Annotated in this window: 16 protein-coding genes; 2 read left to right on the forward strand and 14 right to left on the reverse strand. The window is 72.5% G+C overall.

All coding sequences use genetic code 11. The features are described 5' to 3' along the window. Positions 1-31: 31 nt before the first annotated feature. The 8 genes from F4562_RS17055 to F4562_RS17095 form a co-directional block, all read right to left on the reverse strand. Entirely contained in the window at positions 32-982 is a 951-nt protein-coding gene (locus F4562_RS17055; RefSeq protein ID WP_184547420.1) for an ABC transporter permease, read from the reverse strand. Positions 983-1,193: 211 nt separating this feature from the next. Further along, complete coding sequence (locus F4562_RS17060) at positions 1,194-2,735, reverse strand: ABC transporter substrate-binding protein (RefSeq protein WP_184547418.1); 1,542 nt, start codon at positions 2,733-2,735, stop codon at positions 1,194-1,196. Beyond that, entirely contained in the window at positions 2,723-3,655 is a 933-nt protein-coding gene (locus F4562_RS17065; protein WP_221207823.1) for a class I SAM-dependent methyltransferase, read from the reverse strand. Before F4562_RS17065 ends, F4562_RS17060 begins: the two co-directional genes overlap by 13 nt. Continuing rightward, complete coding sequence (locus tag F4562_RS17075; protein ID WP_184547417.1) at positions 3,652-4,818, reverse strand: MFS transporter; 1,167 nt, start codon at positions 4,816-4,818, stop codon at positions 3,652-3,654. Before F4562_RS17075 ends, F4562_RS17065 begins: the two co-directional genes overlap by 4 nt. After that, positions 4,815-5,921, reverse strand: a complete 1,107-nt coding sequence (locus F4562_RS17080) for a dipeptide epimerase (protein ID WP_184547415.1) — start codon at positions 5,919-5,921, stop codon at positions 4,815-4,817. Before F4562_RS17080 ends, F4562_RS17075 begins: the two co-directional genes overlap by 4 nt. Further along, complete coding sequence (locus F4562_RS17085; protein WP_184547413.1) at positions 5,918-6,973, reverse strand: PLP-dependent cysteine synthase family protein; 1,056 nt, start codon at positions 6,971-6,973, stop codon at positions 5,918-5,920. The genes F4562_RS17080 and F4562_RS17085 overlap by 4 nt, the downstream gene beginning before the upstream one ends. Beyond that, positions 6,970-7,785 (reverse strand): Rossmann-like domain-containing protein, encoded by an 816-nt coding sequence (locus F4562_RS17090; RefSeq protein WP_184547411.1) that lies wholly within the window; start codon positions 7,783-7,785, stop codon positions 6,970-6,972. Before F4562_RS17090 ends, F4562_RS17085 begins: the two co-directional genes overlap by 4 nt. Further along, the gene (locus tag F4562_RS17095) at positions 7,782-9,032 is read right to left on the reverse strand and encodes an ATP-grasp domain-containing protein (protein WP_184547409.1); all 1,251 of its coding nucleotides are present in this window, start codon (positions 9,030-9,032) and stop codon (positions 7,782-7,784) included. The genes F4562_RS17090 and F4562_RS17095 overlap by 4 nt, the downstream gene beginning before the upstream one ends. 325 nt (positions 9,033-9,357) lie before the next feature. Between F4562_RS17095 and F4562_RS17100 the strand changes: the two genes are divergently transcribed. Both F4562_RS17100 and F4562_RS17105 read left to right on the forward strand, forming a co-directional pair. Continuing rightward, entirely contained in the window at positions 9,358-9,912 is a 555-nt protein-coding gene (locus tag F4562_RS17100; protein WP_184547407.1) for a DinB family protein, read from the forward strand. A 70-nt stretch (positions 9,913-9,982) separates the two neighbouring features. Continuing rightward, on the forward strand, positions 9,983-10,618 hold the full coding sequence (locus F4562_RS17105; RefSeq protein WP_184547405.1) for a LysE family translocator: 636 nt from the start codon (positions 9,983-9,985) through the stop codon (positions 10,616-10,618). Between the two features lie 19 nt (positions 10,619-10,637). Here F4562_RS17105 and F4562_RS17110 read toward each other — a convergent pair whose 3' ends face one another. The 6 genes from F4562_RS17110 to F4562_RS17135 all read right to left on the reverse strand — a co-directional run bounded on the left by F4562_RS17110 (position 10,638) and on the right by F4562_RS17135 (position 19,912). After that, a complete protein-coding gene (locus tag F4562_RS17110) occupies positions 10,638-12,086 on the reverse strand; it encodes a GH1 family beta-glucosidase (protein ID WP_184547403.1) in 1,449 nt (482 codons plus the stop codon). Between the two features lie 5 nt (positions 12,087-12,091). Then, positions 12,092-14,428 (reverse strand): alpha-xylosidase, encoded by a 2,337-nt coding sequence (yicI, locus tag F4562_RS17115; protein WP_184547401.1) that lies wholly within the window; start codon positions 14,426-14,428, stop codon positions 12,092-12,094. A 61-nt stretch (positions 14,429-14,489) separates the two neighbouring features. Beyond that, complete coding sequence (locus F4562_RS17120; RefSeq protein ID WP_184547399.1) at positions 14,490-15,407, reverse strand: carbohydrate ABC transporter permease; 918 nt, start codon at positions 15,405-15,407, stop codon at positions 14,490-14,492. Continuing rightward, complete coding sequence (locus F4562_RS17125; RefSeq protein ID WP_184547397.1) at positions 15,404-16,342, reverse strand: carbohydrate ABC transporter permease; 939 nt, start codon at positions 16,340-16,342, stop codon at positions 15,404-15,406. The genes F4562_RS17120 and F4562_RS17125 overlap by 4 nt, the downstream gene beginning before the upstream one ends. A gap of 46 nt (positions 16,343-16,388) precedes the next feature. Continuing rightward, positions 16,389-17,714: an ABC transporter substrate-binding protein gene (locus F4562_RS17130; RefSeq protein ID WP_184547395.1), complete on the reverse strand. Its 1,326-nt coding sequence runs from the start codon at positions 17,712-17,714 to the stop codon at positions 16,389-16,391. 164 nt (positions 17,715-17,878) lie between these two features. Then, a complete protein-coding gene (locus tag F4562_RS17135) occupies positions 17,879-19,912 on the reverse strand; it encodes a beta-galactosidase (RefSeq protein ID WP_184547393.1) in 2,034 nt (677 codons plus the stop codon). Position 19,913: the final 1 nt, after the last annotated feature.

Consider the following 19,913-nt stretch of genomic DNA (forward strand, 5'->3'; position numbering starts at 1 on the left):
TCCTGCTCCGGGTTCATGCCGCGTTCCGGGTTCATGTCGCGCCTCCGGCGCGCGGAGCCAGCCGGAACGCGACGACGTCGGCGACGAGGTTCACGGTCACCGTGGTGGCCGCGAAGACCAGGGCCAACCCCTGGATCACCGGGATGTCCCGGGCGGAGACCGCGCTGACCAACGAGGTGCCGAGGCCGGGGATGACGAAAACGGCCTCGACGGCGATCACCCCGCCGAGGAGCCAGTCCGTGGTCCGGGCGAGCTGCTGCACGGCCGGCGCCACCGCGTTGGGCAGCGCGTGCGCCAGCCGTACCCTCCGGACCGACAGGCCGAGCCGCAGGGCGTGGCGTACGTAGTCGGAACGCAGGGCGTCGATCATCCCGGCCCGGACCAGCCTGCTGATGGAGCAGATCGGCCGGGCGAGCAGGACGAGGAGCGGCAGCACCAGCACGGCCGGTTGGGCGAGCAGGTTCGGGCCGACGCCGACCGCGGTGGGAGGGAACCAGCCGAGCCGGAGCGCGAACAGCGCGACCAGCATGACGGCGAGGGCGAACTCCGGGACCGAGTACAGGCCGATGCCGACCGAGGTGAGCGCCCGGTCGAGCAGCCGGCCCTCGCGGACCGCGGCGACGACTCCGACGGCCACGGCCAGCGGCACCAACAGCAGCAGGGTGATCGCAGCGAGCTGGACGGTCGGCCCGCCGGCGTCGGCGAGGAAACCGGTGACGGGGCGCCCGGCCGTCAGGGACGACCCGAGGTCGCCCCGGAGAAGGCCGAGCAGCCAGTCGGCGTAGCGCACCGGCGCGGGCCGGTCGAGCCCCAGTTCCCGGCGGATCCGTTCGATCCGCTCCGGATCGGGCGTGTCACCGGCCAGCACCACGGCGGCGTCGCCGGGCAGTGCCTCGGTGAGGACGAACACCAGCGCCGTGACCGCGAGGATCTGCGCCAAGCCGAGCAGCAGGCGCCGCGCGGCGTACCGGGGGAGGCTCACCGGGCACCCGCCCGTCCGTATGCGCGGCACGGACCCGATGCCGCCGGGCGGCACGCGTACCCCGGGAGGCTCATCGGGCACCCGCCCTTCCATGTACACGGTGCGGACCCGACGCTCCCAGGCGGCACGTGCACCCAGGGAGGCTCATCGGGCACCCGGCCGTCCGGGGGCCGGGTGCGCGGGGCGTGGGTCCTGGGGGTGCGGGAGGACGTCAGGCAAGCCAGACCTTGTCGAACCGGGCCCAGTCGAGGGTGTTGGCCGGGGCGTCGGCGATGCCGCCCACCCGCGGTGAGGTCGCGACGAGCCAGTCGGCGAAGCCCCAGACGAGGTAGCCGCCTTCGGCGTGCTGCATGCGCTGCATCTCGGCGTACACGTCGCGGCGTGCCTTCTCGTCGGCGAGGGAGACGGCCTTGGTGTAGAGCGCGTCGAACTCCGGGCGCTTCCACTTGGTGACGTTGACGGTGGACGTGGAGAGCAGGCGCTGTGCGAAGTGCGTCTCGATGGGCATCGCGCCGGAACGGAAGCAGCACAGGCTTCCCTTGTCGAGGATGTCCTTCCAGTAGGTGTCCTTGTTGCCCATGGCGACGTTGACGTCGAGCCCGGCCTGCCGCATCTGGTCGGCGAAGACGCTCGCGGACTCCACGAAGCCGCTCGCCGCGGCCGAGGTGTCGAGCTGGATCTTCATCCCCTTCGCCCCGGCCTTCTCCACCAGCCACTTCGCCTTCTCCAGGTCCCGGGTGCGCTGCGGAATCTCCTCGGCGTAGTACTGGTAGCCCCTGCCGAACAGGTCGTTGCCGACCTGCCCGGCTCCGGCCAGCACGGTGTCGACCAGTTGCCCGCGGTCGGCCAGCAGGAACATGGCCTCCCGCAGGCCGGGGTCGTTGAAGGGTGCGCGGTCCAGTTTCATGGCGAAGGCCTGCATGCCGCTGTTGGTGAGCCGGGTGACGGCCAGCCGGTCGTTGCCCTGGTAGGTGCGGGCCGTGGTGGCGGTGATGTCGTGGGCATAGTCGACCTGGCCGCCGAGCAACGCGTTGACGCGGGCCGACTCCTCATTGCTGATCAGGTACTGCAGCTCGTCGACGTGAGGAGCGCCTTCCCAGTAGTCGGCGTTGCGCTTGAGCAGCAGGGAGCGGCCCGGTTCGAAGGACACGAAGCTGAACGGACCGGACCCGACCGGCCGGGTGAAGTCCTCGGTGCCCTCGGGGACGATGAACACGCCGAAGGCGGCCAGCACGTTGGGGAACTCGGCGAACGGCTGCTTGAGCGCGAACTCGACGGTGCGGTCGTCCACCGCCCGGCTGCGCTTGAGGTCGATCACCGCCAGGGTGGTCTTGGCGCGGAAGGCGCGGGCGGGATCGGCGATCCGGGCATAGCTGGACAGGACGTCGGCGGCCCGGACGGGCTTTCCGTTGTGGAAGCCGGCCTGGCGGAGGGTGACCCGCCACGTGGTGAGGCCGGCGTCGGCCTCCCACCGTTCGGCGAGCCGGGGCCGGACGGACAGGTCGGGGCCGTAGTCGGCGAGCTTGTCGAACATCGCCTTGGACCGGGACGCCTCGACGAACAGGTTGGACAGGTGCGGGTCCAGGGTCTCCTGGGCCCCGCCCCCGGCGAACGCGACGCGCAGCCGGCCTCCCTTGCGTGGTCCGCCCGTCGCGGCGGTCCCGGTCGCGGGGCCGCTGCCGCACCCGGTGAGCAGGGCGGCGGACAGCCCGGCGGTGGCGCCGAGGAAGGCGCGGCGGTTCAGGGAGTGCATGGGGGAAGGGTCCTTTCCGGGGTGGAGTGCCGTAGCCGTGCCACGACGTGGAGCCGGTCGCCGGACAGGCCGGTCGACAGCGGGGCGTCAGGGGCCCACGGGGGCCGGGTGCGCGGGCCTGGCCCGTCGAACAGGGCGAGCACCTCGAACCCGGCGGTGTCGAGGAAGTACTCCAGTTCCCGGGGGAAGAGCAGCCGCCAGGCCGAGCGCTGGTGCAGCGGCTCGGCGCGTCCCGGCCACTCCCAGGTCCGGTGGCGGCGCAGCAGCTGCGCGGCGTGGTCGATCCACAGCCGGGTGTGGGAGGTGTAGGGCACGCCGTCCCAGACCACGGACCGGGTGCTCGTCCCGTCGAGCAGTTCGGTGTTGCCGAGGAAGAAGGCGCCGTTGCGCATCTCGGCGACGAGCAGCCCGCCGGGCTCCAGGTGTTCGCGGCAGCGGGCCAGGAACGCGGTCAGGTCGGCGTTCTCGTGGCAGTAGAGCAGGGCACTGTCCAGGCAGGTGATCACGTCGAACCGGCGGCCGAGGTCGAACGAGCGCATGTCGGCGGCGACGAACTCGACGTCCGGGTGGTGGCGGCGCGCGTGGGCCAGCATCGGTTCCGAGACGTCCAGGCCGGTGACGGTGTAACCGGCGCGGGCGAGGTGTCCGGCGTCGCGGCCGGTGCCGCAGCCGACGTCGAGGAGCCGCGTCCGCCGGCCCCTCTCGCCGTCGCCTCGGTTCCCTTCCCTGTCGCCCCGCTTCCCTTCGCCGTCGCCCCGGCCCTTTTCGTCGCCCCGGCCCTTTTCCCCGTCGCCCCGGTTGCCCGCCCGGGGTCCGCCGCCGAAGCGGCGTACGAGGTCGTCGGCGAAGCGGCCGGCCCGGTGGTCGGGGTCGGGGAACTGGAGCTCGTACAGCTCCGGGTTGTCGGTGAGGAGGTTCACGGCAGTGCCGTCCTTTCCGGGATGCGGACGCGGAGCGCGGCGACCGCGGACGCCAGTCCGAGTGCCGCGCAGAGGATCCAGGCGAGCCGGTCGGCCGTGTCACCCGCCCAGCCGATGACGACGTTGCCCGCCGCGGCGACCACGCCCGAGGCGAGGTAGAACATCCCGAAGTAGGTGCCGGTGACGTTCTCCTTGCCGAAGGCGGGGATCAGCTCCAGGACGAACGGCTGCGCGATCATCACGCCCAGGGCGAGGCCGAAGGCCGCCACCAGCACCGGGACCAGACCGGGCAGCAGCGGCGTCAGGAAGGCGGCGCCCATCACCGCCATGCCGAGCGCGATGGCGCCGCGCCGGCTGAGGCGGTCCTTCAGCCACCGGGTGATCCGCACCTGGAGCAGCAGCGTGGCGATGGTGGACACCAAAAACAGCGCCGCCACCGAGGAGGCCGATCCGGTGGCCTGTTCCGCCCGCATCGGCAGGATCAGGTAGAGCTGGTTCTGCAGCGCGAACATCCCGCTCAGCGCCAGCGTGAAGGCGACGAACCCGCGGTTGGCCAGGCACTCCCGCCAGTCGGCGAGCACCGACCCCTCGCCGGGCGGGACGGGCCGCGCCGGCAGCGTCAGCGCCTGCGCCACCGTCAGCCCCGCGAAGATCAGTGCGGCGACCGTCGCCGCCACCCGGAAGTCGGCCAGCAGCAGCGCGCTGCCCAGCAGCGGGCCGAGCAACGCCCCGGTGTTGGCGAACACGTTGAACAGGGAGAACGCCTCCGCGCGGCGGTCACCGGCCTCGGCCGCCACGTAGGCGCGTACCGCCGGGTTGAACAACGCCCCGGCCAGCCCCGACAGGACCGAGGCCGCGATCAGCACGGGCAGCGAGCCGTCCAGCGCGAAGAGGCCGAAGCCGACGGCGCGCAGCGCGCACCCGGCGATGATGACCGTCCGTGCGCCGAGCCGGTCGGAGGCGGTTCCCCCGATCAGGAACAGGCCCTGCTGGCTGAGGTTGCGGACGCCGAGCACCACCCCGACGACCGCGGCCGACAGCCCCAGGGTGCCTCCGAGGTAGCCGGCGAGGTAGGGGATGAGCATGTAGAAGCCGGTGTTGACGCCCATCTGGTTCACCAGCAGAAGCCGTATGGACAGCGGGAAGGACCGGAACGTCTTCATCCCGCCTCGTCCGCCCGCCGGACGCCGGGCCCGGGAGGACCGGGGTGCCACGGTGCCCCCTCCTCGCCACCGGTCTCGTTCTCCTCGCCGCCGGTCTCCTCCGCCCGCCGGACGCCGAGCCCGGGGCGGCCGGAGAGCCGCAGCACGCCGTCCTCGCCGCCGATGCCGGTCCAGGGGTCGCGGGCCAGCAGCAGGTGCCCGTCGAGGTCGGTCCACCGGGCGTGGCCGGCCAGGTGGGCGGCGGGGGCGACGCCGAGCGAGCTGGCCACCAGGCAGCCCAGCATGACGTTCATGCCGTGCCCGCGCGCGGCGTCGATGACCCGGAGCGCGGCCCGCACCCCGCCACACTTGGCCACCTTGACGTTGACGCCGGCCACGGCACCGGCCAGCCGTTCCACGTCGGCCGCGTCGACGGCGTCCTCGTCGGCGATCACCGGCGTCGGGGAGCGCTCGCTCACCCAGGCCAGCAGGTCGGGGCGGCCCGGCGGGACGGGCTGTTCGACGGCGTCCGCGTAGGGCATCCGTTCCAGGATCCGGACGGCCTGCTCGGCGGTCCACGCGCCGTTCGGGTCGAGCAGTAGCCGCGCGCCGGGGACGGCGGCCCGGACCGCGGCGACCCGGGCGACGTCGTCGTCCTCATCGGGCGAGCCCAGCTTGACCTTCAGCACGGTGAACCCGCGCTCGCCCAGGTCACGGGCGGTCTCCCCCGCCCGCGAGGGGTCACAGATCCCGATCGTGTACGCCGTGGGCACGGGGCGCCACTCGGGGTGTCCGGCGAGCCGGTGGACCGGCAGCCCGTCGCGTTTCCCCATCAGGTCGAACGCGGCGGCGTCGAGACCGGCGAGCACCCCGGGCGGGTACGGCAGGTCCGGCAGCTCCGCCAGGAGCGTCTCCGGGTCGGGGCACGCCGGCAGCCCGGTCAGGGCCGCGACGATACCGGGGACGTCCAGCCCGTAGTAGGCGCTGGTCACGATCTCGCCGTACCCGCTCACCCCGTCGTGGTGGAGGACGAGCTGGACGGCATCGCGGGTGGACATCACCGAGCGGGAGATCCGGAAGGGTTCGCGCAGGGGGAGCGGGACGACCGACCAGGTGAGCTTCACGCCGGGACCCCCACCGCGCGCAGCGGGTCGACGACCCGGCGGCAGCGGGCCCAGCCGGTCACCTCGACGGCGCCCGGATCGGTGATCTCCAGGGGACGGGTCGCCGGATGCCCGGTCAGCCCGCGGCTGCGGCGGTAGTCGTCGTTGAAGATCGAGTCCAGGTAGCGGTGCGGGCCGTCGGGGAACACGGTCGCCACCCGGGCCCCGGCCTCCACCCGCGCGGCCCAGGCGGCGACGAGCGCGACCGCCCCGGTGCTCCAGCCCCCGGTGACGAAGGCGTGCCGGGCGAGGCGGCGGCAGGCGTCTGCGGCCTCCGCGGGCCCGACCCAGTGCACCTCGTCGAACTCGTCGTAGGCGACGTTGCGCGGGTGGATGCTGCTGCCGAGCCCCCGCATGAGGCGCGGACGCGCCGGCTGGCCGAAGATCGTCGAGCCGACGGTGTCGACGCCGACGAGCCGTATCCCCGGCCAGTGGCGGCGGAGCTCCGTGATGACGCCCGCGCTGTGCCCGCCCGTCCCGACGCTGCACACCAGCACGTCGGCTCTGCCGAGCTGTTCGACCAGCTCAAGCGCCAGGGAGGCGTAGCCGGCACGGTTGTCGGGGTTGCGGTACTGGTCCGGCCAGTACGCGCCGGGGAGCCGGTCCATGAGCTGCCGGAGCCGGTCGAGCCGGGCCTGCTGCCAGCCGCCCACCGGGTGCGGTCGCTCGACCGTCTCCAGGCGGACGCCGTACGCGGTCAGCAGGGCCCGCATGCTCGGTTCCAGCTCGGCGTCGACGACGAGGACCACGGGGTGTCCGAGCGCCTGACCGGCGAAGGCCAGGCCGATGCCGAGGGTGCCGCTGGTGGACTCCACCACGGGCGCCCCGGGCCGGAGCTCGTTCCTGGCGCGGGCGCCGAGGAGCATGGAAACCGCGGCCCTCGCCTTCATGCCGCCCGCGCCGAGACCTTCGAGCTTCGCCCAGAAGCCGGGGTGCGGGTGGGGCAGCGGGGCCGTGATCCGGGTGACGGGGGTGTTGCCCACCAGGGCGAGCAGGTCGGGTGCGGAGGTCATCGGGTGTTCTCCCCGCGGTAGCGGTAGATGACGGTCGGGCCGCCGTCGAGCCAGAAGAAGGGGTACGGTTCCGCCGAGACGGCGGTGACCCCGGCGCCGACGAACCGGCGGAGCACGGCGCTGCCGGTCTGGGCGAAGAACACCAAAGGTTTGCCGGTCTCCCGCGCGTGCCGCAGCAGGGGGTCGAACGTCCCGTTGCCGAGCGTCATGCCCGAGGCCAGCACGGCGTCGCAGTCGTCCAGCGCGGCCACGGCGTCGGTCACGTGGGGCTCGCCCCACTCGGTCTCGCCGCCCTTGAGGTCGCACGGCACGTAGCGGGCCCCGCGCTCCCGCAGGCGGTGCAGGAGCGAGTTGACCACGCCGATCACCAGCACCCGCCGGCCGGGCCCGGCCGGGAGGAGGTCGACCACCGCCGTGGCCCTGGCCAGCGACTTGTCCAGGGACGATCCCGCGGGCACGGTCACGGCGGCGGCGGGGTCGTGGGGGTGCTCGTGCATCAGGTACGCGTCCAGGGCGGCCACCCGCACCGCGGGCAGCGGGTGCGCCAGCAGCGTCGCCACGTCGCGGCCCACGCATTCGTACACCGCGTCGTCGGGGATCTCGTCCGGCTCGACGGCGCAGGATCCCACCGCGGCGCCGAGTCTGAGGCTGATCACGTGGTTGCGGTAGCCGCGCCCGCGTGTGGCGTGGTGCGCTCCCTGCCTGGTGACGAATCCGACGCTGATCCGGTGCCGGGCGGGGTCGTCGCCCATCCGGCCGGCCAGGACGTCCGTCACCAGGTCGTCGAGGGTGCCCGCGGTCGCCGGCTTCATGCGTACTCCACGGTGAGGGCGGCCACCAGCTCCTCGGCCCGGGACCGGGCTCCCGGCCCCGAGGTGTCCGCGACCATCACGTGGCCGAGGTAGTCGTTGTTGCTCGTCCCCTCGCCGGCGCGGAAGCCCGGGTCCTTCACCCGCCACTCGACGACGTCGCCGGCCTCGGCGAGCCGCCCGGTGCCGTGGACCGCCGAGAGCGTCCCCGGCCGCGGAGGGATGAGGAAGGCGATGGCCGCGCTGCGCACCCCGGTCTCGGCCGGGGTGAGCCGGGGACGCTCCCCCAGGGCGAGCTGGGCGTAGGCCATCGGGATGTCGACGCCGGTGACCCGGCGGACCAGCTCGGTGATCTGGTTCCCGGCCGGGCGGGGGTTGATCTCCACCACCTTCGGACCGTCCGGGGTCAGTTTGAGCTCGGTGTGCGCCACCCCGTGGTCCAGGCCGACCGCGGCCAGTGCGGCGAGCGCCGTCTCACCGGCCGCCCGCGTCACGTCGGGGTCGAGCGCGGCGGGGAACATGTGGCCGCTCTCCACGAACCACGGCTCGCCGGTGACGCTCTTGTCGGTCACGCCGATGACGGTGGTCTCGCCTTCGAAGGCGACCGTCTCCACGCTGATCTCGGGGCCGGTCAGGAGCTCCTCCAGCAGGACGAGGGGGGTCCGCGTCTGCCGGCGCGCGTTGACGGGGAAGCCCTCCAGGGCCAGGTAGGCGTCGCGAAGTTGTTCCCGGTCGCCGACCTTGCGCACGTACATCCCGGCGCACAGGTCGACCGGCTTGATCACCAGGGGGTAGCCGATCTCCTCGGCGCGTGCCGAGGTCTCCGCCCACCCGCTCGTGACGGCGAACGCCGGCCCGGCCAGCCCTGCGCCACGCAGCGCCTCGCGGGTCAGGTCTTTGCGGTAGGCCCGCTCCACCGCCTCGGGCTTGGCGCCGGGCAGCCCCAGATGGGCGCCGATCCGGGCGACCGTGCCGAGGTAGTAGTCGCAGGAGGAGATCACCCCGTCGAAGCCGAACACCTCGTGCAGCCGCTCGACGCGGTCGAGCAGGGCCGGGACGTCGTTGGTCTCCTCGGTGACCACGTTGTCGGCGGCGAGCAGGGGATGCGGGACGGCACCGGCCGGGGCACGCAGGTAGTGGTGCAGGTCGCGGGTCAGGAAGGTGAACCGGTGGCCCGCCTCCAGGATCGCCCGCGGGAGAAGGGTGCTCATCGCCCCCACCCAGCTCTCGACCATCAACAGGTGCCCCAAGACGCCTCCTCGGCCCGAACGTCGGATGCAAGAAATGATAATGGTTTTCAATGCCGCCGCAACCCTTGACAAAAGCCGCATCTTCGGCAGGACAGGGGCTGCCGCCTCCGTCACGGCCTCCGGCCCAGGTGGGGGACTCGCGGTTGCGGACCAGAGGGAGGCTCACAGCGGCGGGCCAGGGGGAGGCTCACGGCTCCGGACCAAGGGGAGGTCACAACGGCGGGCCAGGTGGGGGACTCGCGGCTGTGGACCAAGTGGCTCACCACCGTGACGGGGTGTCGCGACGCCGCCGGAAACCGTCGCAGGCGCCTGGCAGGCTCTCCGCGTGACCGAGAACACCACAGGCGACGTCAACCACTACTCGCCCGACTGGGCCGCCGGCGCCCGCCGGCCCCTTCCCCTCATCGGCGACGAACGGGCGGTCCTGACCGCCTACCTCGACTGGCACCGGCACACCTTCGAGCTCAAATGCTCCGGTGTCCCGGCGGAGCGGCTCTCCGACCGGGGCGTCCCGCCGTCCACGATGAGCCTGCACGGCCTGGTCCGTCACCTGGCCGCGGTCGAGCGGTGGTGGTTCCGCCGGCAGTTCGCCGGCGAGGAGGTGCCGCTCCTCTACTACTCGGACGACGATCCCGACCAGGATTTCGAAACCCTCGACGGCGACGTCCTGGAGGCGTTCGCCGTGTGGCGGGCGGAGTGCCGGCGTTCCCGCGAGATCGTCGCCGCGGCGCCCTCCCTCGACCTGACCGGTACCCGGGCATCCGACGGTGAGCCGATCTCGCTGCGCGTGATCATGGTGAAGATGATCGCCGAGTACGCCCGGCACAACGGGCACGCCGACCTGCTCCGCGAGCGGATCGACGGCGCCACCGGCCACTGACCCGGTCGGGAGGGCGACGCACCCGGGGCGGCACCGGTGACACCGGTATGGGCCGGATATCGTCCTGCCAGTGGACGTCTACACCTCGCTTGTCTCATTCGCCGCCGTCGTCGGTCTGCTGACCCTCACCCCCGGTCTGGACACCGCGCTCATCCTGCGCACGTCGCTGCTCTCCGGCAGGGCGTCGGCCTGGGCCGTGGTGCTCGGCATCCAGGCCGGGACACTGTCGTGGGGCGCCCTGACCGCGGCCGGCCTCTCCGCGCTCCTCGCGGCCTCGCAGCTCGCCTACGACATCCTGCGCTGGGCGGGCGCCGTCTACCTCGTGTGGATGGGTGTCCAGATGCTCTGGCACAGCCGCAGGAGCGGGCCGGACGAGGCCGCGACGCCCGACCAGCCGAGCGGCGACAGCCGGTGGTCAGCGTTCCGCCGCGGCCTGCTGACCAACCTGCTCAACCCGAAGGTCGGCGTCTTCTACATCGCGATGCTTCCCCAGTTCATGCCGGACGACGTGCCCCACGTCGTGATGGGCCTGCTGCTGGCGGGTGTCCACGTCGGCGAGGGCCTGCTGTGGAGCGCCTTGCTCATCGGGTTCGCCGGCCTGGTCCGCGGCTGGCTGCGCAGGCCCTCGGTCCGGCGCGGCCTGGACCGGCTCACGGGTCTCGTCGTGGTCGGCTTCGGCCTCCGGATGGCGGCCCAGCAGTCGTAGGCCGCCATCCGGAGTACGCCTAGGAGGCGGGCGTGCCCGCCCGTTCGCCCCCCGGGCCGGCCGGCAGCGCGCCGGCGGTGACCACCTCCCGGTACCAGTGAGCGCTGTCCTTCCAGGTGCGCCGCAGCGTGTCCCGGTCGACGTACACGATCCCGAACCGCTTGGCGTAGCCGCGTGCCCACTCGAAGTTGTCCATCAACGACCAGACGAAGTAGCCGCGCACGTCCACGCCCGCGTCGATCGCGTCGGCCACCGCGGTCAGGTGACGGTGCAGGTAGTCGATCCGCCGCTCGTCGCGGACACGGCCGTCGCCGTCGGGGACGTCGGCGAAGGCGGCCCCGTTCTCAGTGATCATCATCGGCGTGCCGGGGTACTCGTCGCGCAGCCGCACGAGCAGCTCCGTCAGACCGGTCTCGTCGATGTTCCAGCCCATCTCCGTGTAGGGGCCGGGCTGCTGGACGAACTCGACGTCGTCGCACGCGATCCAGGGGGAGGCGGCGCCGTCGGCGTGCCCGTCGGCCGTCACCCGCGGGCCCGACCCGTCCCACCGGCGGACCAGGACCGGGTTGTAGTAGTTGACGCCGAGCAGGTCGACGGGTGCGCACGCGGTCGCCTCGTCGCCGTCGTGGACGAAGGACCAGTCGGTGACGGCGGCGGTGTCGTCGATCAGGTCGCGGGGATAGGCCCCGTCGAGCATCGGGCCGAGGAAGGCCCGGTTGGCGAGCGCGTCGACGCGCCGTACCGCGTCGGCGTCCGCGTCGGACACCCCCCGCACGTGGTGCAGGTTGAGGGTGACCGCGATCCGGGCGGCCGGGTCGACCACGGAACGCAGCGCCCGTGCGGCGAGCCCGTGCCCGAGATTCAGGTGGTGCAGCGCCGCCAGCGCCGCGGCCGGGTCGGTCCGGCCCGGGGCGTGCACGCCGGAGGCGTACCCCAGGTAGGCCGAGCACCACGGCTCGTTGAGGGTGATCCAGGTGTCGACCCGGTCGCCGAGGGCCTCGCCCATCCGCCGCGCGTACTCGGCGAACCGCAGTGCGGTGTCCCGGTGCGGCCAGCCGCCGGCGTCCTCCAGCTCCTGCGGCAGGTCCCAGTGGTAGAGCGTCGCCACCGGCGCGATGCCCCTGGCCCGCAGCCCGTCGACCAGCGCCGAGTAGAAGTCGAGGCCGCGCTGGTTGAGCCGGTCGCCGCCGCCGGGCAGCACCCGCGACCAGGAGATGGAGAACCGGTAGGCGCCGACGCCCAGCCCGGACAGGATGTCCAGGTCCTCCCCCATCCGGTGGTAGTGGTCGCAGGCGATGTCTCCGGTGTCGCCGTTGTCGACCAGGCCGGGGGTGTGGGAGAAGGTGTCCCAGATCGACGGCCCGCGGCCGTCCTCGGCGGCGGCGCCCTCGACCTGGTAGGCGGCGGTGGCGGTGCCCCAGACGAAGTTCTCGGGGAAGGTCCGGCCCGGGAAGGGCGATGATGACATGGGGGTCACTCCTTGGGACTGAGGACGATCTCGATGTGGCCGGTGCCGGGATCCGCGGCGACCCGCACGCCGGCGGGGGTGGTCTCGGACCGGCCGCCGCTGACGTGACCGGCGCCGGTCTCCCCGGCGAGCAGCAGGTTCCAGCTCTCCGGGGTGCCCTCCACCAGGTCGGCGCGGAGCCGGTCGCCGGAGCGGGACACCTCGAACACGGCTCCGACGCCACCGTCGGCCGTGGGAACGGTCACCGTGCGGCGGGCGCCGTCGGCGAAGCGGTAGACGTTCAGGGTGACGCCGTCGGCGTAGTCGTAGTCGGGCCGGTCGGAGCGGGCGCCCGTCGGCAGCACCGCGCCGGGCCGCACCAGCAACGGCAGGCTGTCGAACCCGTGCCGCTCGGTGCGCCAGCCGGGCCCCTCCACGGGGGTGCCGTCCAGCAGCCGGGTCCAGGCGCCGGCCGGCACGTAGTAGGAGACCTCGCCGTCGGCGGACAGCACCGGGGCCACCAGCAGGTCCGGGCCGAGCATGTACTGGGCGTCGAGGTAGTCGCAGCCGCGGTCGCCGGGGAACTCCAGCTGCATCGCCCGCATCGTCGGCATGCCCTCCCGGGTGGCCTGGACCGCGACGGCGTACAGGTAGGGCATCAGGCGGGCCTTGAGCCGGGTGAAGGAGCGCAGCACGTCGACGGACTCCTCGTCGAAGAGCCACGGGACCCGGTAGGAGCGGCTGCCGTGCAGCCGGCTGTGCGACGACAGCAGCCCGAAGGCGATCCAGCGTTTGAAGACCGCCGGGTCCGGGAGCCCCTCGAACCCGCCGATGTCGTGGCTCCAGAAGCCGAAACCGGCCATGCCCAGGGAGAGCCCGCCGCGCAGGCTCTCGGCCATCGCCTCGAAGGACGACTCGCAGTCGCCGCCCCAGTGCACCGGGAGCCGCTGGCCGCCGACGGTGGCCGCGCGGGCGAACAGCACGGCCTCGCCCGCCCCCCGGTGCCCGGCCAGCACCTCGTGGACGGTCTCGTTGTAGAGCAGGCTGTAGTAGTTGTGCATCCGCTCCGGGTCGGACCCGTCGGCCCACGCCACGTCGGTGGGGATCCGCTCGCCGAAGTCGGTCTTGAAGGAGTCCACGCCCATGTCGAGCAGCCCGCGCAGCTTGCCGGCGTACCACTCGCGGGCCCTGGGTGCGGTGAAGTCCACCAACGCCCGACCGGCCTGCCAGTGGTCGTCCTGCCAGACGCGGCCGTCCGGGCGGCGCAGCAGGTAGCCCGCCGCCGCACCCTCCTCGAACAACGCCGACGCCTGCGCGATGTACGGGTTGATCCAGACGCAGATCCGCAGGCCGCGCTCCTTGAGCCGGCCGAGCATGCCGGCCGGGTCGGGGAACACGTCGGGGTCCCACTCGAAGTCGCACCAGCGGAACTGCCGCATCCAGAAGCAGTCGAAGTGGAACACGCTCAACGGCAGGTCCCGCTCGGCCATGCCGTCGACGAAGGACGTCACGGTCGCCTCGTCGTAGTCGGTGGTGAAGGAGGTGGACAGCCACAGGCCGAACGACCAGGCCGGCGGGAGCGCCGGGCGGCCGGTCAGCGCGGTGTAGCGGCGCAGGATCTCCGCCGGCGTCGGGCCGTGGATGACGAGGTACTCCAGGTCGTGTCCCTCGGCGCTGAACTGGACCCGCGACACCGTCTCCGAGCCGACCTCGAACGACACCCGGCCCGGATGGTTGACGAACACCCCGTAACCGCGGTTGGTGAGGTAGAACGGGATGTTCTTGTACGCCATCTCACTGCTGGTGCCGCCGTCCTCGTTCCAGATGTCGACGGTCTGGCCGTTGCGCACCAGCGCGCCGAACCGCTCGCCCAGGCCGTAGACGAGCTCCCCGGCGCTCAGGTGCAGCTGTTCGACCATGAAATGCCGGTCGTCGGCGTCGTGCACGATGCCCAGGCACTTGGCGCCGCTGCGGGTGAGTTCCCGCCCGCCCGCGCTGAAGACCATGTCCCAGGGTGCGTCCCGGCGCAGCCCGACCCGCAGCGCGCCGCTGGTCAGGCTCACCTCCCCGGCGTCGACGTCGATCGCCACCGGGACGTCCGGGTCCTCGTGCACCGTGAACGCGGGTGCGTCCGGCACCGACCCGGCGAAGTGCACCGCCCGCACGCGGATCACGTCCGGCATCGGGGACGACACGTCGACCCGCAGCACCGGGCCGTCGATGGTATTGCCGCGACGGGTGATCGGCCTGGTGGGGGCGAGCACCCGTACCGCGCGGGCGTCCGCGGTCACGTCGAAGGCGGCGGTGGCGTACTCGCCCCGCACACCCGGACGCACCCGCCAGTAACCGTCTTTGAACTTCATGCTTTCCGTTCCGTGAGTGGTGGAAGTGGTCGCGGGGCCGGGTGGGCCTCCGAAAGCGGGGTCACCCCTTGAGCCCGCCGGCCACGAGGTCGAGACGCCAGAAGCGCTGCAGGAAGAGGAACAGCGCGACGATCGGGATGATCGACAGCAGTGATCCGCTGATCACCAGGCTGTACAGGGCGGGCTGGGAGGCGCCCCGGTTGAGCAGCGAATAGAGGCCGACGGTGAGCGGGAACAGGTCGTCGTCGGCCAGCATGATGTACGGCAGCAGGAAGTTGTTCCAGATTGAGATGAACTGGAGCAGGAAGACCGTGACCAGGCCCGGCGTCATGATCGGTACCGCCACCGACCACAGCAGCCGGAACTCGCCGGACCCGTCGACCCGGCCGGCCTCCAGGATCTCGTCGGGGACGGCGGCGGCGGCGTAGATCCGGCACAGGTAGATGCTGTACGGGCTGATCACGCTGGGCAGGATGACCGACCAGGAGGTGCCGACCAGGCCCATCTCCGACAGCAGCAGGTACTGCGGGACGGCGAGGGTGATCTGCGGTACGAGCACCCCGGCCAGCAACGCCCCGAAGATCAGCCGCTGACCGGCGAAGCGGTACTTGGCCAGGGCGTAGCCGGCCGCCGCGGACACCACGACGGTCAGGAACGCGCCTCCGCCGGCGTAGATGAGGCTGTTGAGCATCCACAGCCAGAACCGGCCGTCGCCGTAGTCGTCGAGGGCGGCGATGTTGCCGGTGAAGCCGCCGTTGAAGCTGGGCCAGCCGGAGAAGGTGCTGAACAGTTCCTCGGGGGTCTTGGTGGCCGCGATCACCACCCAGAGCAGGGGCAGCACGGCGTACACGCCGCCGAGCGCCAGGACGACCGTGGGCACGATCTTCGTCCGCGCCGGGCGGACGGCCGCCCGGGACGGTGCCGGGGAGCCGTCCGCCGGGGCGGTCGCGGCGGCGGGCGGGACCTGCTGGACGCTCATCGGTCGCTCCTCGCGTTGCGGACCCGGAGGACGGCGAGCGCGGCGAGCGACAGCAGCACGGTCGCACCGGCCAGCATCACCGAGGTGGCCGCACCCAGGTGGATGTCGTTCTCCACGAACGCCTGCTGGTAGACCCGCATCAGCGGCACCCAGTCCTGGGTGACGGTGTTGGTCATCGGCCGCAGCGTGGCCGGTTCACTGAAGACCTGGAGCATCCCGATGAGGGTGAAGACCGAGGTCATGATGAGGGCCGGACGCAGCAACGGAATCTTGATCTTGAGGGCGATCTGCCACTCGGCGCAGCCGTCCAGGCGGGCGGCGTCGTACAACTCCTTGGGGATCGCCCGCAGGGTGGTGTAGAGCACCACCATGTTGAACCCGACGGACCCCCAGACCGCGATGTTGGCGACCGAGAAGAAGATCGACACGTCGCCGAAGAAGTCGGCGGCGGGCAGCCCGAGCGCCTCCAGCGCGGCGGTGATCGGGCTGACCGCCGGCAGGTAGATGAAGCCCCAGAGCAGGCTGGCGATGACCCCGGGCACCGCGTAGGGCAGGAAGATCGTGATGCGCGAGTAGCGTTTGCCGCCGACCCGGGGGGCGTCGAGCAGCAGAGCGAAGAGCAGGGCCAGGCCCATGGTGGCGGGCACCATGATCAGGCCGTAGCCGAGCATGCGTTGCATCGCCTCGTAGAACGCGGTGTCCCGCACCGCGTCGAGGTAGTTCTCCAGGCCGATGAAGACCTCGCTGCGGATGCCGAGCCCGGTGCCCCGCACCCGCATGGCGTGCAGGCTCAACCAGATCGCGTAGCCGATCGGGACCAGGATGAAGACGACGAACAGCGCGACGGCGGGGGCCGTCATCAGGTAAGGCGCGACGGCCGGCCCGCGCCGGCCCGACCGGCCGGGTCCGGGCGTGTTCTCTCTGACAGAGGTCATGGGTTCATATCCGTTCTCGCGGCCCCGCCGGCCGGCGGAGGCCGTGTCAGCCGCCGACGACCTGGTAACCCTGCTTCTTGAGGTCCGCGACGCTCATCTGCTGCACCTGGGCGGCGACGGCCGCGAGGTCCGACTTGCCGCGCACCGCCGTCGGCATCAGGTCCTCGAACGCGCCGTAGGTGACGTTGGTGTTCGGCCCCCAGCTGCTGAAGCCCCGCGCGGTCTTCGCGATCTCGGCGGCCGAGTCGTAGTAGTCCTTCTGGCTCACCATGAACTCCGGCGCCGCCCCCAGCTGCTCGGAGGTCTGGCCGGCGCTGGCCGACGGGTAGAGGCCGATCTCGACGAGCAGCTTCAGGGCCTCGGGATCGGTGTTCATCCACTTGGCGAACTTCGCGGCCTGGGCCTTCTGCTTGGAGGAGGCGCTGACCGCGGTGGACGAGCCGCCCCAGAACCCGGTGAACCGCTCCCCGGCGTTCCACTGCGGCAGCGGGGCCATCCGCCACTTGCCCTTGCTGGACGCGGCGACGCCCGCGAGCACACCGGCACCCCAGACCGCGCTGGGCCAGGCGATGATGGTGCCGTCGCTCATCTGGCTGTTCCACTGCGGTGTGTACATCGGGTCGCCCAGGATCGCACCCGAGTTGACCAGCCCGCCCCAGAAGGAGAGCATCTTGCGGGTCGCGGGGTCGTCGACGGTCACCTTCCAGGCGCCGTTCTCGTCGGCCCACCAGTTCGCCCCCGCCTGCTGGGCGAAACCGGCCAGCCAGCCGGCGTCACCCGGCGAGAACGTGGTCAGGTAGCGTTTGGAGTCCTTCTCGCGGACAGTCCCGGCGAGCGCGCCGAACTCCTCCCAGGTGGCGGGAACCGCGAGGCCCATCTCCTCGAAGATGTCCTCCCGGTAGAAGAGCATCATCGGCCCGACGTCCTGCGGCACCGCGTAGGTGGCGCCGCCGAAGGAGGTCAGGTTCCAGGTGCCCTCCGGGAAGGCCGACCTGACCGGGCCGATCACGCTGGTCAGGTCCTGCAGGGCGTTGTTGGTGATGAGAGTCGGCAGCGACTGGTACTCCACCTGCAGGATGTCAGGTGCGTTGCCCGCCTTGACCGCGGTGAGGAACTTGGCGACCAGCTCGTCGCCGGCCGCCTGGCCGCTGAGGGTGACCTTCTGGGTGGGGTTCTTCTCATTCCACAGGTCGACCACCCGCTGGATGTTCTCCGCCCACGCCCAGAAGGTGAGCGTGGCCGCGGCGTTCTCGTCACCCTCGATGGGGGCGGCCTGGGCCGGGTCGGCCTCACCGGAGTCGGAGGCGTTGCCGCCGCAGGCGGACAGGAGCAGTGTCGCCGCCGACGAGAGGAGGAACGTTCTTCTGCGCATGGTGTCTCCTAGCTGGGGGTGCGGCCGGGCCCAGCGGGTACGGCCTGGTAGCGCAAGTGTCCGAAGGTGGGATGAGGGCCTGGCGGGCCGCCGGCCGGAGGACGGGAACGGGGACCGGACGAGACGGGGGCGGGGACGGGGGCCGGGCCGCCGCCCGCCGGAGGTCAGGGAAGGGGGCTCAGCGCGACGACGGCGCGCGGCGCCAGCGTCACCCGGTCGTGGACGGGGGATCCGGTCAGCAGATCCTCGGAAGGCTGGGGAAGCGGCACCTCCACCGTGCCGGCACCGTGGTTGAGCAGGAACAGCACGGGCCCGCGGCGGACCGCCTCGACGCCGGGCGGCAGCTCGGGCAGGACACCGGTCACGCCCGCGTCGGCCAGCGCCCGCACGGTCAGCTCGCCCAGCCCCTCCGGCTCGGGAATCGTCGCCACGTACCACGCGACCCCCTCGCCGGTCTCGTGCCGCAGCACCGCCGGCCGGTCGGCGAGGTCCCCCTCGGTGAAGGTCGCCACCGTCCCGGCCCCCTCGGCGCGCACCAGCTCGGTCCAGGTCCGCGCGGTGAAACCGGTGCCGTCGGCCCACCGGCAGCGCACCGGCCGGTCCTCCGGCGCCGGCATCCACTCCTCGCCGGAGGCGCCCAGCACCTCCCGCAGCGGCGCCGGGAACCGGCCGGTGCGGACGTGCCCCCGGGGATCCGTCACCCCGGAGAAGGGCCCGACGACGAGCACGCCGCCGCCGCGGACGTACTCGGTCAGCGCCGCGGCGTCCCGGTCGTCGATCAGGTAGAGGTTCGGCACCACGACCAGCGCGTAGCCGGTCAGGTCGGCCGACGGCCGCGCCAGGTCCACGGTCACCCCGCGCTCCCACAGCGGCCGGTAGAAGCGCAGCAGCTGGTCGGGCAGGTCGAGCCGGTCACTAGGCCGGCCGCGCTCCTCCAACGCCCACCAGCTGGGCCAGTCGTGCAGCATCGCCACCTTCGCCGGCACCGGCGTGCCGACCACGGGGTCCAGCCGGCGCAGCTCGGCGCCGTGCGCGCGGACCTCGGCGTGGATCCGGGTGTCCGGCCCGGCGTGCGGCAGCATCGCCGCGTGGAACCGCTCCGACCCGAACGCGGAGGCCCGCCACTGGAAGTAGCACAGCCCGTCCGCGCCGCGGGCCACCGCCTGCAGCGACTCCAGCCGCAGCTGCCCGGCCGGCTTGGGCAGGTTGTGCGGACGCCAGTTGACCGCCGACGGGGACTGCTCCATCAGCAGCCAGGGCCGTCCCCCGCCCAGCGAGCGGATCAGGTCGTGGGTGAGCGCCGTGCGCGCGGGGGAGAGCGGGTCGGCGGGGTCGGGGTACCAGTCGTTGGAGACGATGTCCTCCTCCGGCGCCCACGACCAGTAGTCGACCGGCTTGAACAGGCCCATGAAGTTCGTGGTGACCGGCGTGTCCGGGGTGCGTTCCCGCAGGATGTCGCGCTCGGCGCGGTAGTGCGCGAGCAGCGCGTCCGAGCTGAACCGTGCGAAGTCCAGCCGCTGGGTGGGGTTCACGATGTAAGGCGCGCGCCGCGGGGTGACGATCTCGTCCCAGTCGCTGTAGTGCTGGCTCCAGAAGGTGGTGCCCCACGCCTCGTTCAGCGTGTCCAGGTCGCCGTAGCGCTCACGCAGCCAGGCCCGGAACGCCGCCGCCGAGTCGTCGCAGTGGCAGATCTGGCCGTACTCGTTGCCCACGTGCCACAGCGCCAGCGCCGGGTGCCCGGCGTAGCGGTCGGCGAGGTCGGTCACGATGGCCAGTGCCCGCTCCCGGTAGACCGGGGACGACGGGCAGAACTGGTTGCGGGCGCCGTACCAGAGCCGGTGCCCCGACTCGTCGACGGGAAGGGTCCGCGGCCAGCGGTGCCCCATCCACGGGGGCGGCGAGGCGGTGGGGGTGGCCAGGTCGACCGCGATCCCGGCCGAGCCGAGCAGGTCGAGCACCCGGTCCAGCCAGGTGAAGTCCCGCGCGCCGGGCTCCGGCTCGATCCGCCCCCAGCTGAACACGCCGACGGTGACCAGGTTGACCCCGGCGGCCTTCATCAGCTCGACGTCTTCGTCCCACACGTGCTCGGGCCACTGCTCGGGGTTGTAGTCGCCGCCGAAGAGCAGCCCGCGTCCGGCGGTGAGGGTGTGCATGCCCGGTCGCGGCGTCCCGGGAGCCGTCGTCGGTCGTCCCGCCATC

Origin of the sequence: Streptosporangium becharense (assembly GCF_014204985.1) — a bacterium.
GTDB classification, from domain to species: domain Bacteria; phylum Actinomycetota; class Actinomycetes; order Streptosporangiales; family Streptosporangiaceae; genus Streptosporangium; species Streptosporangium becharense.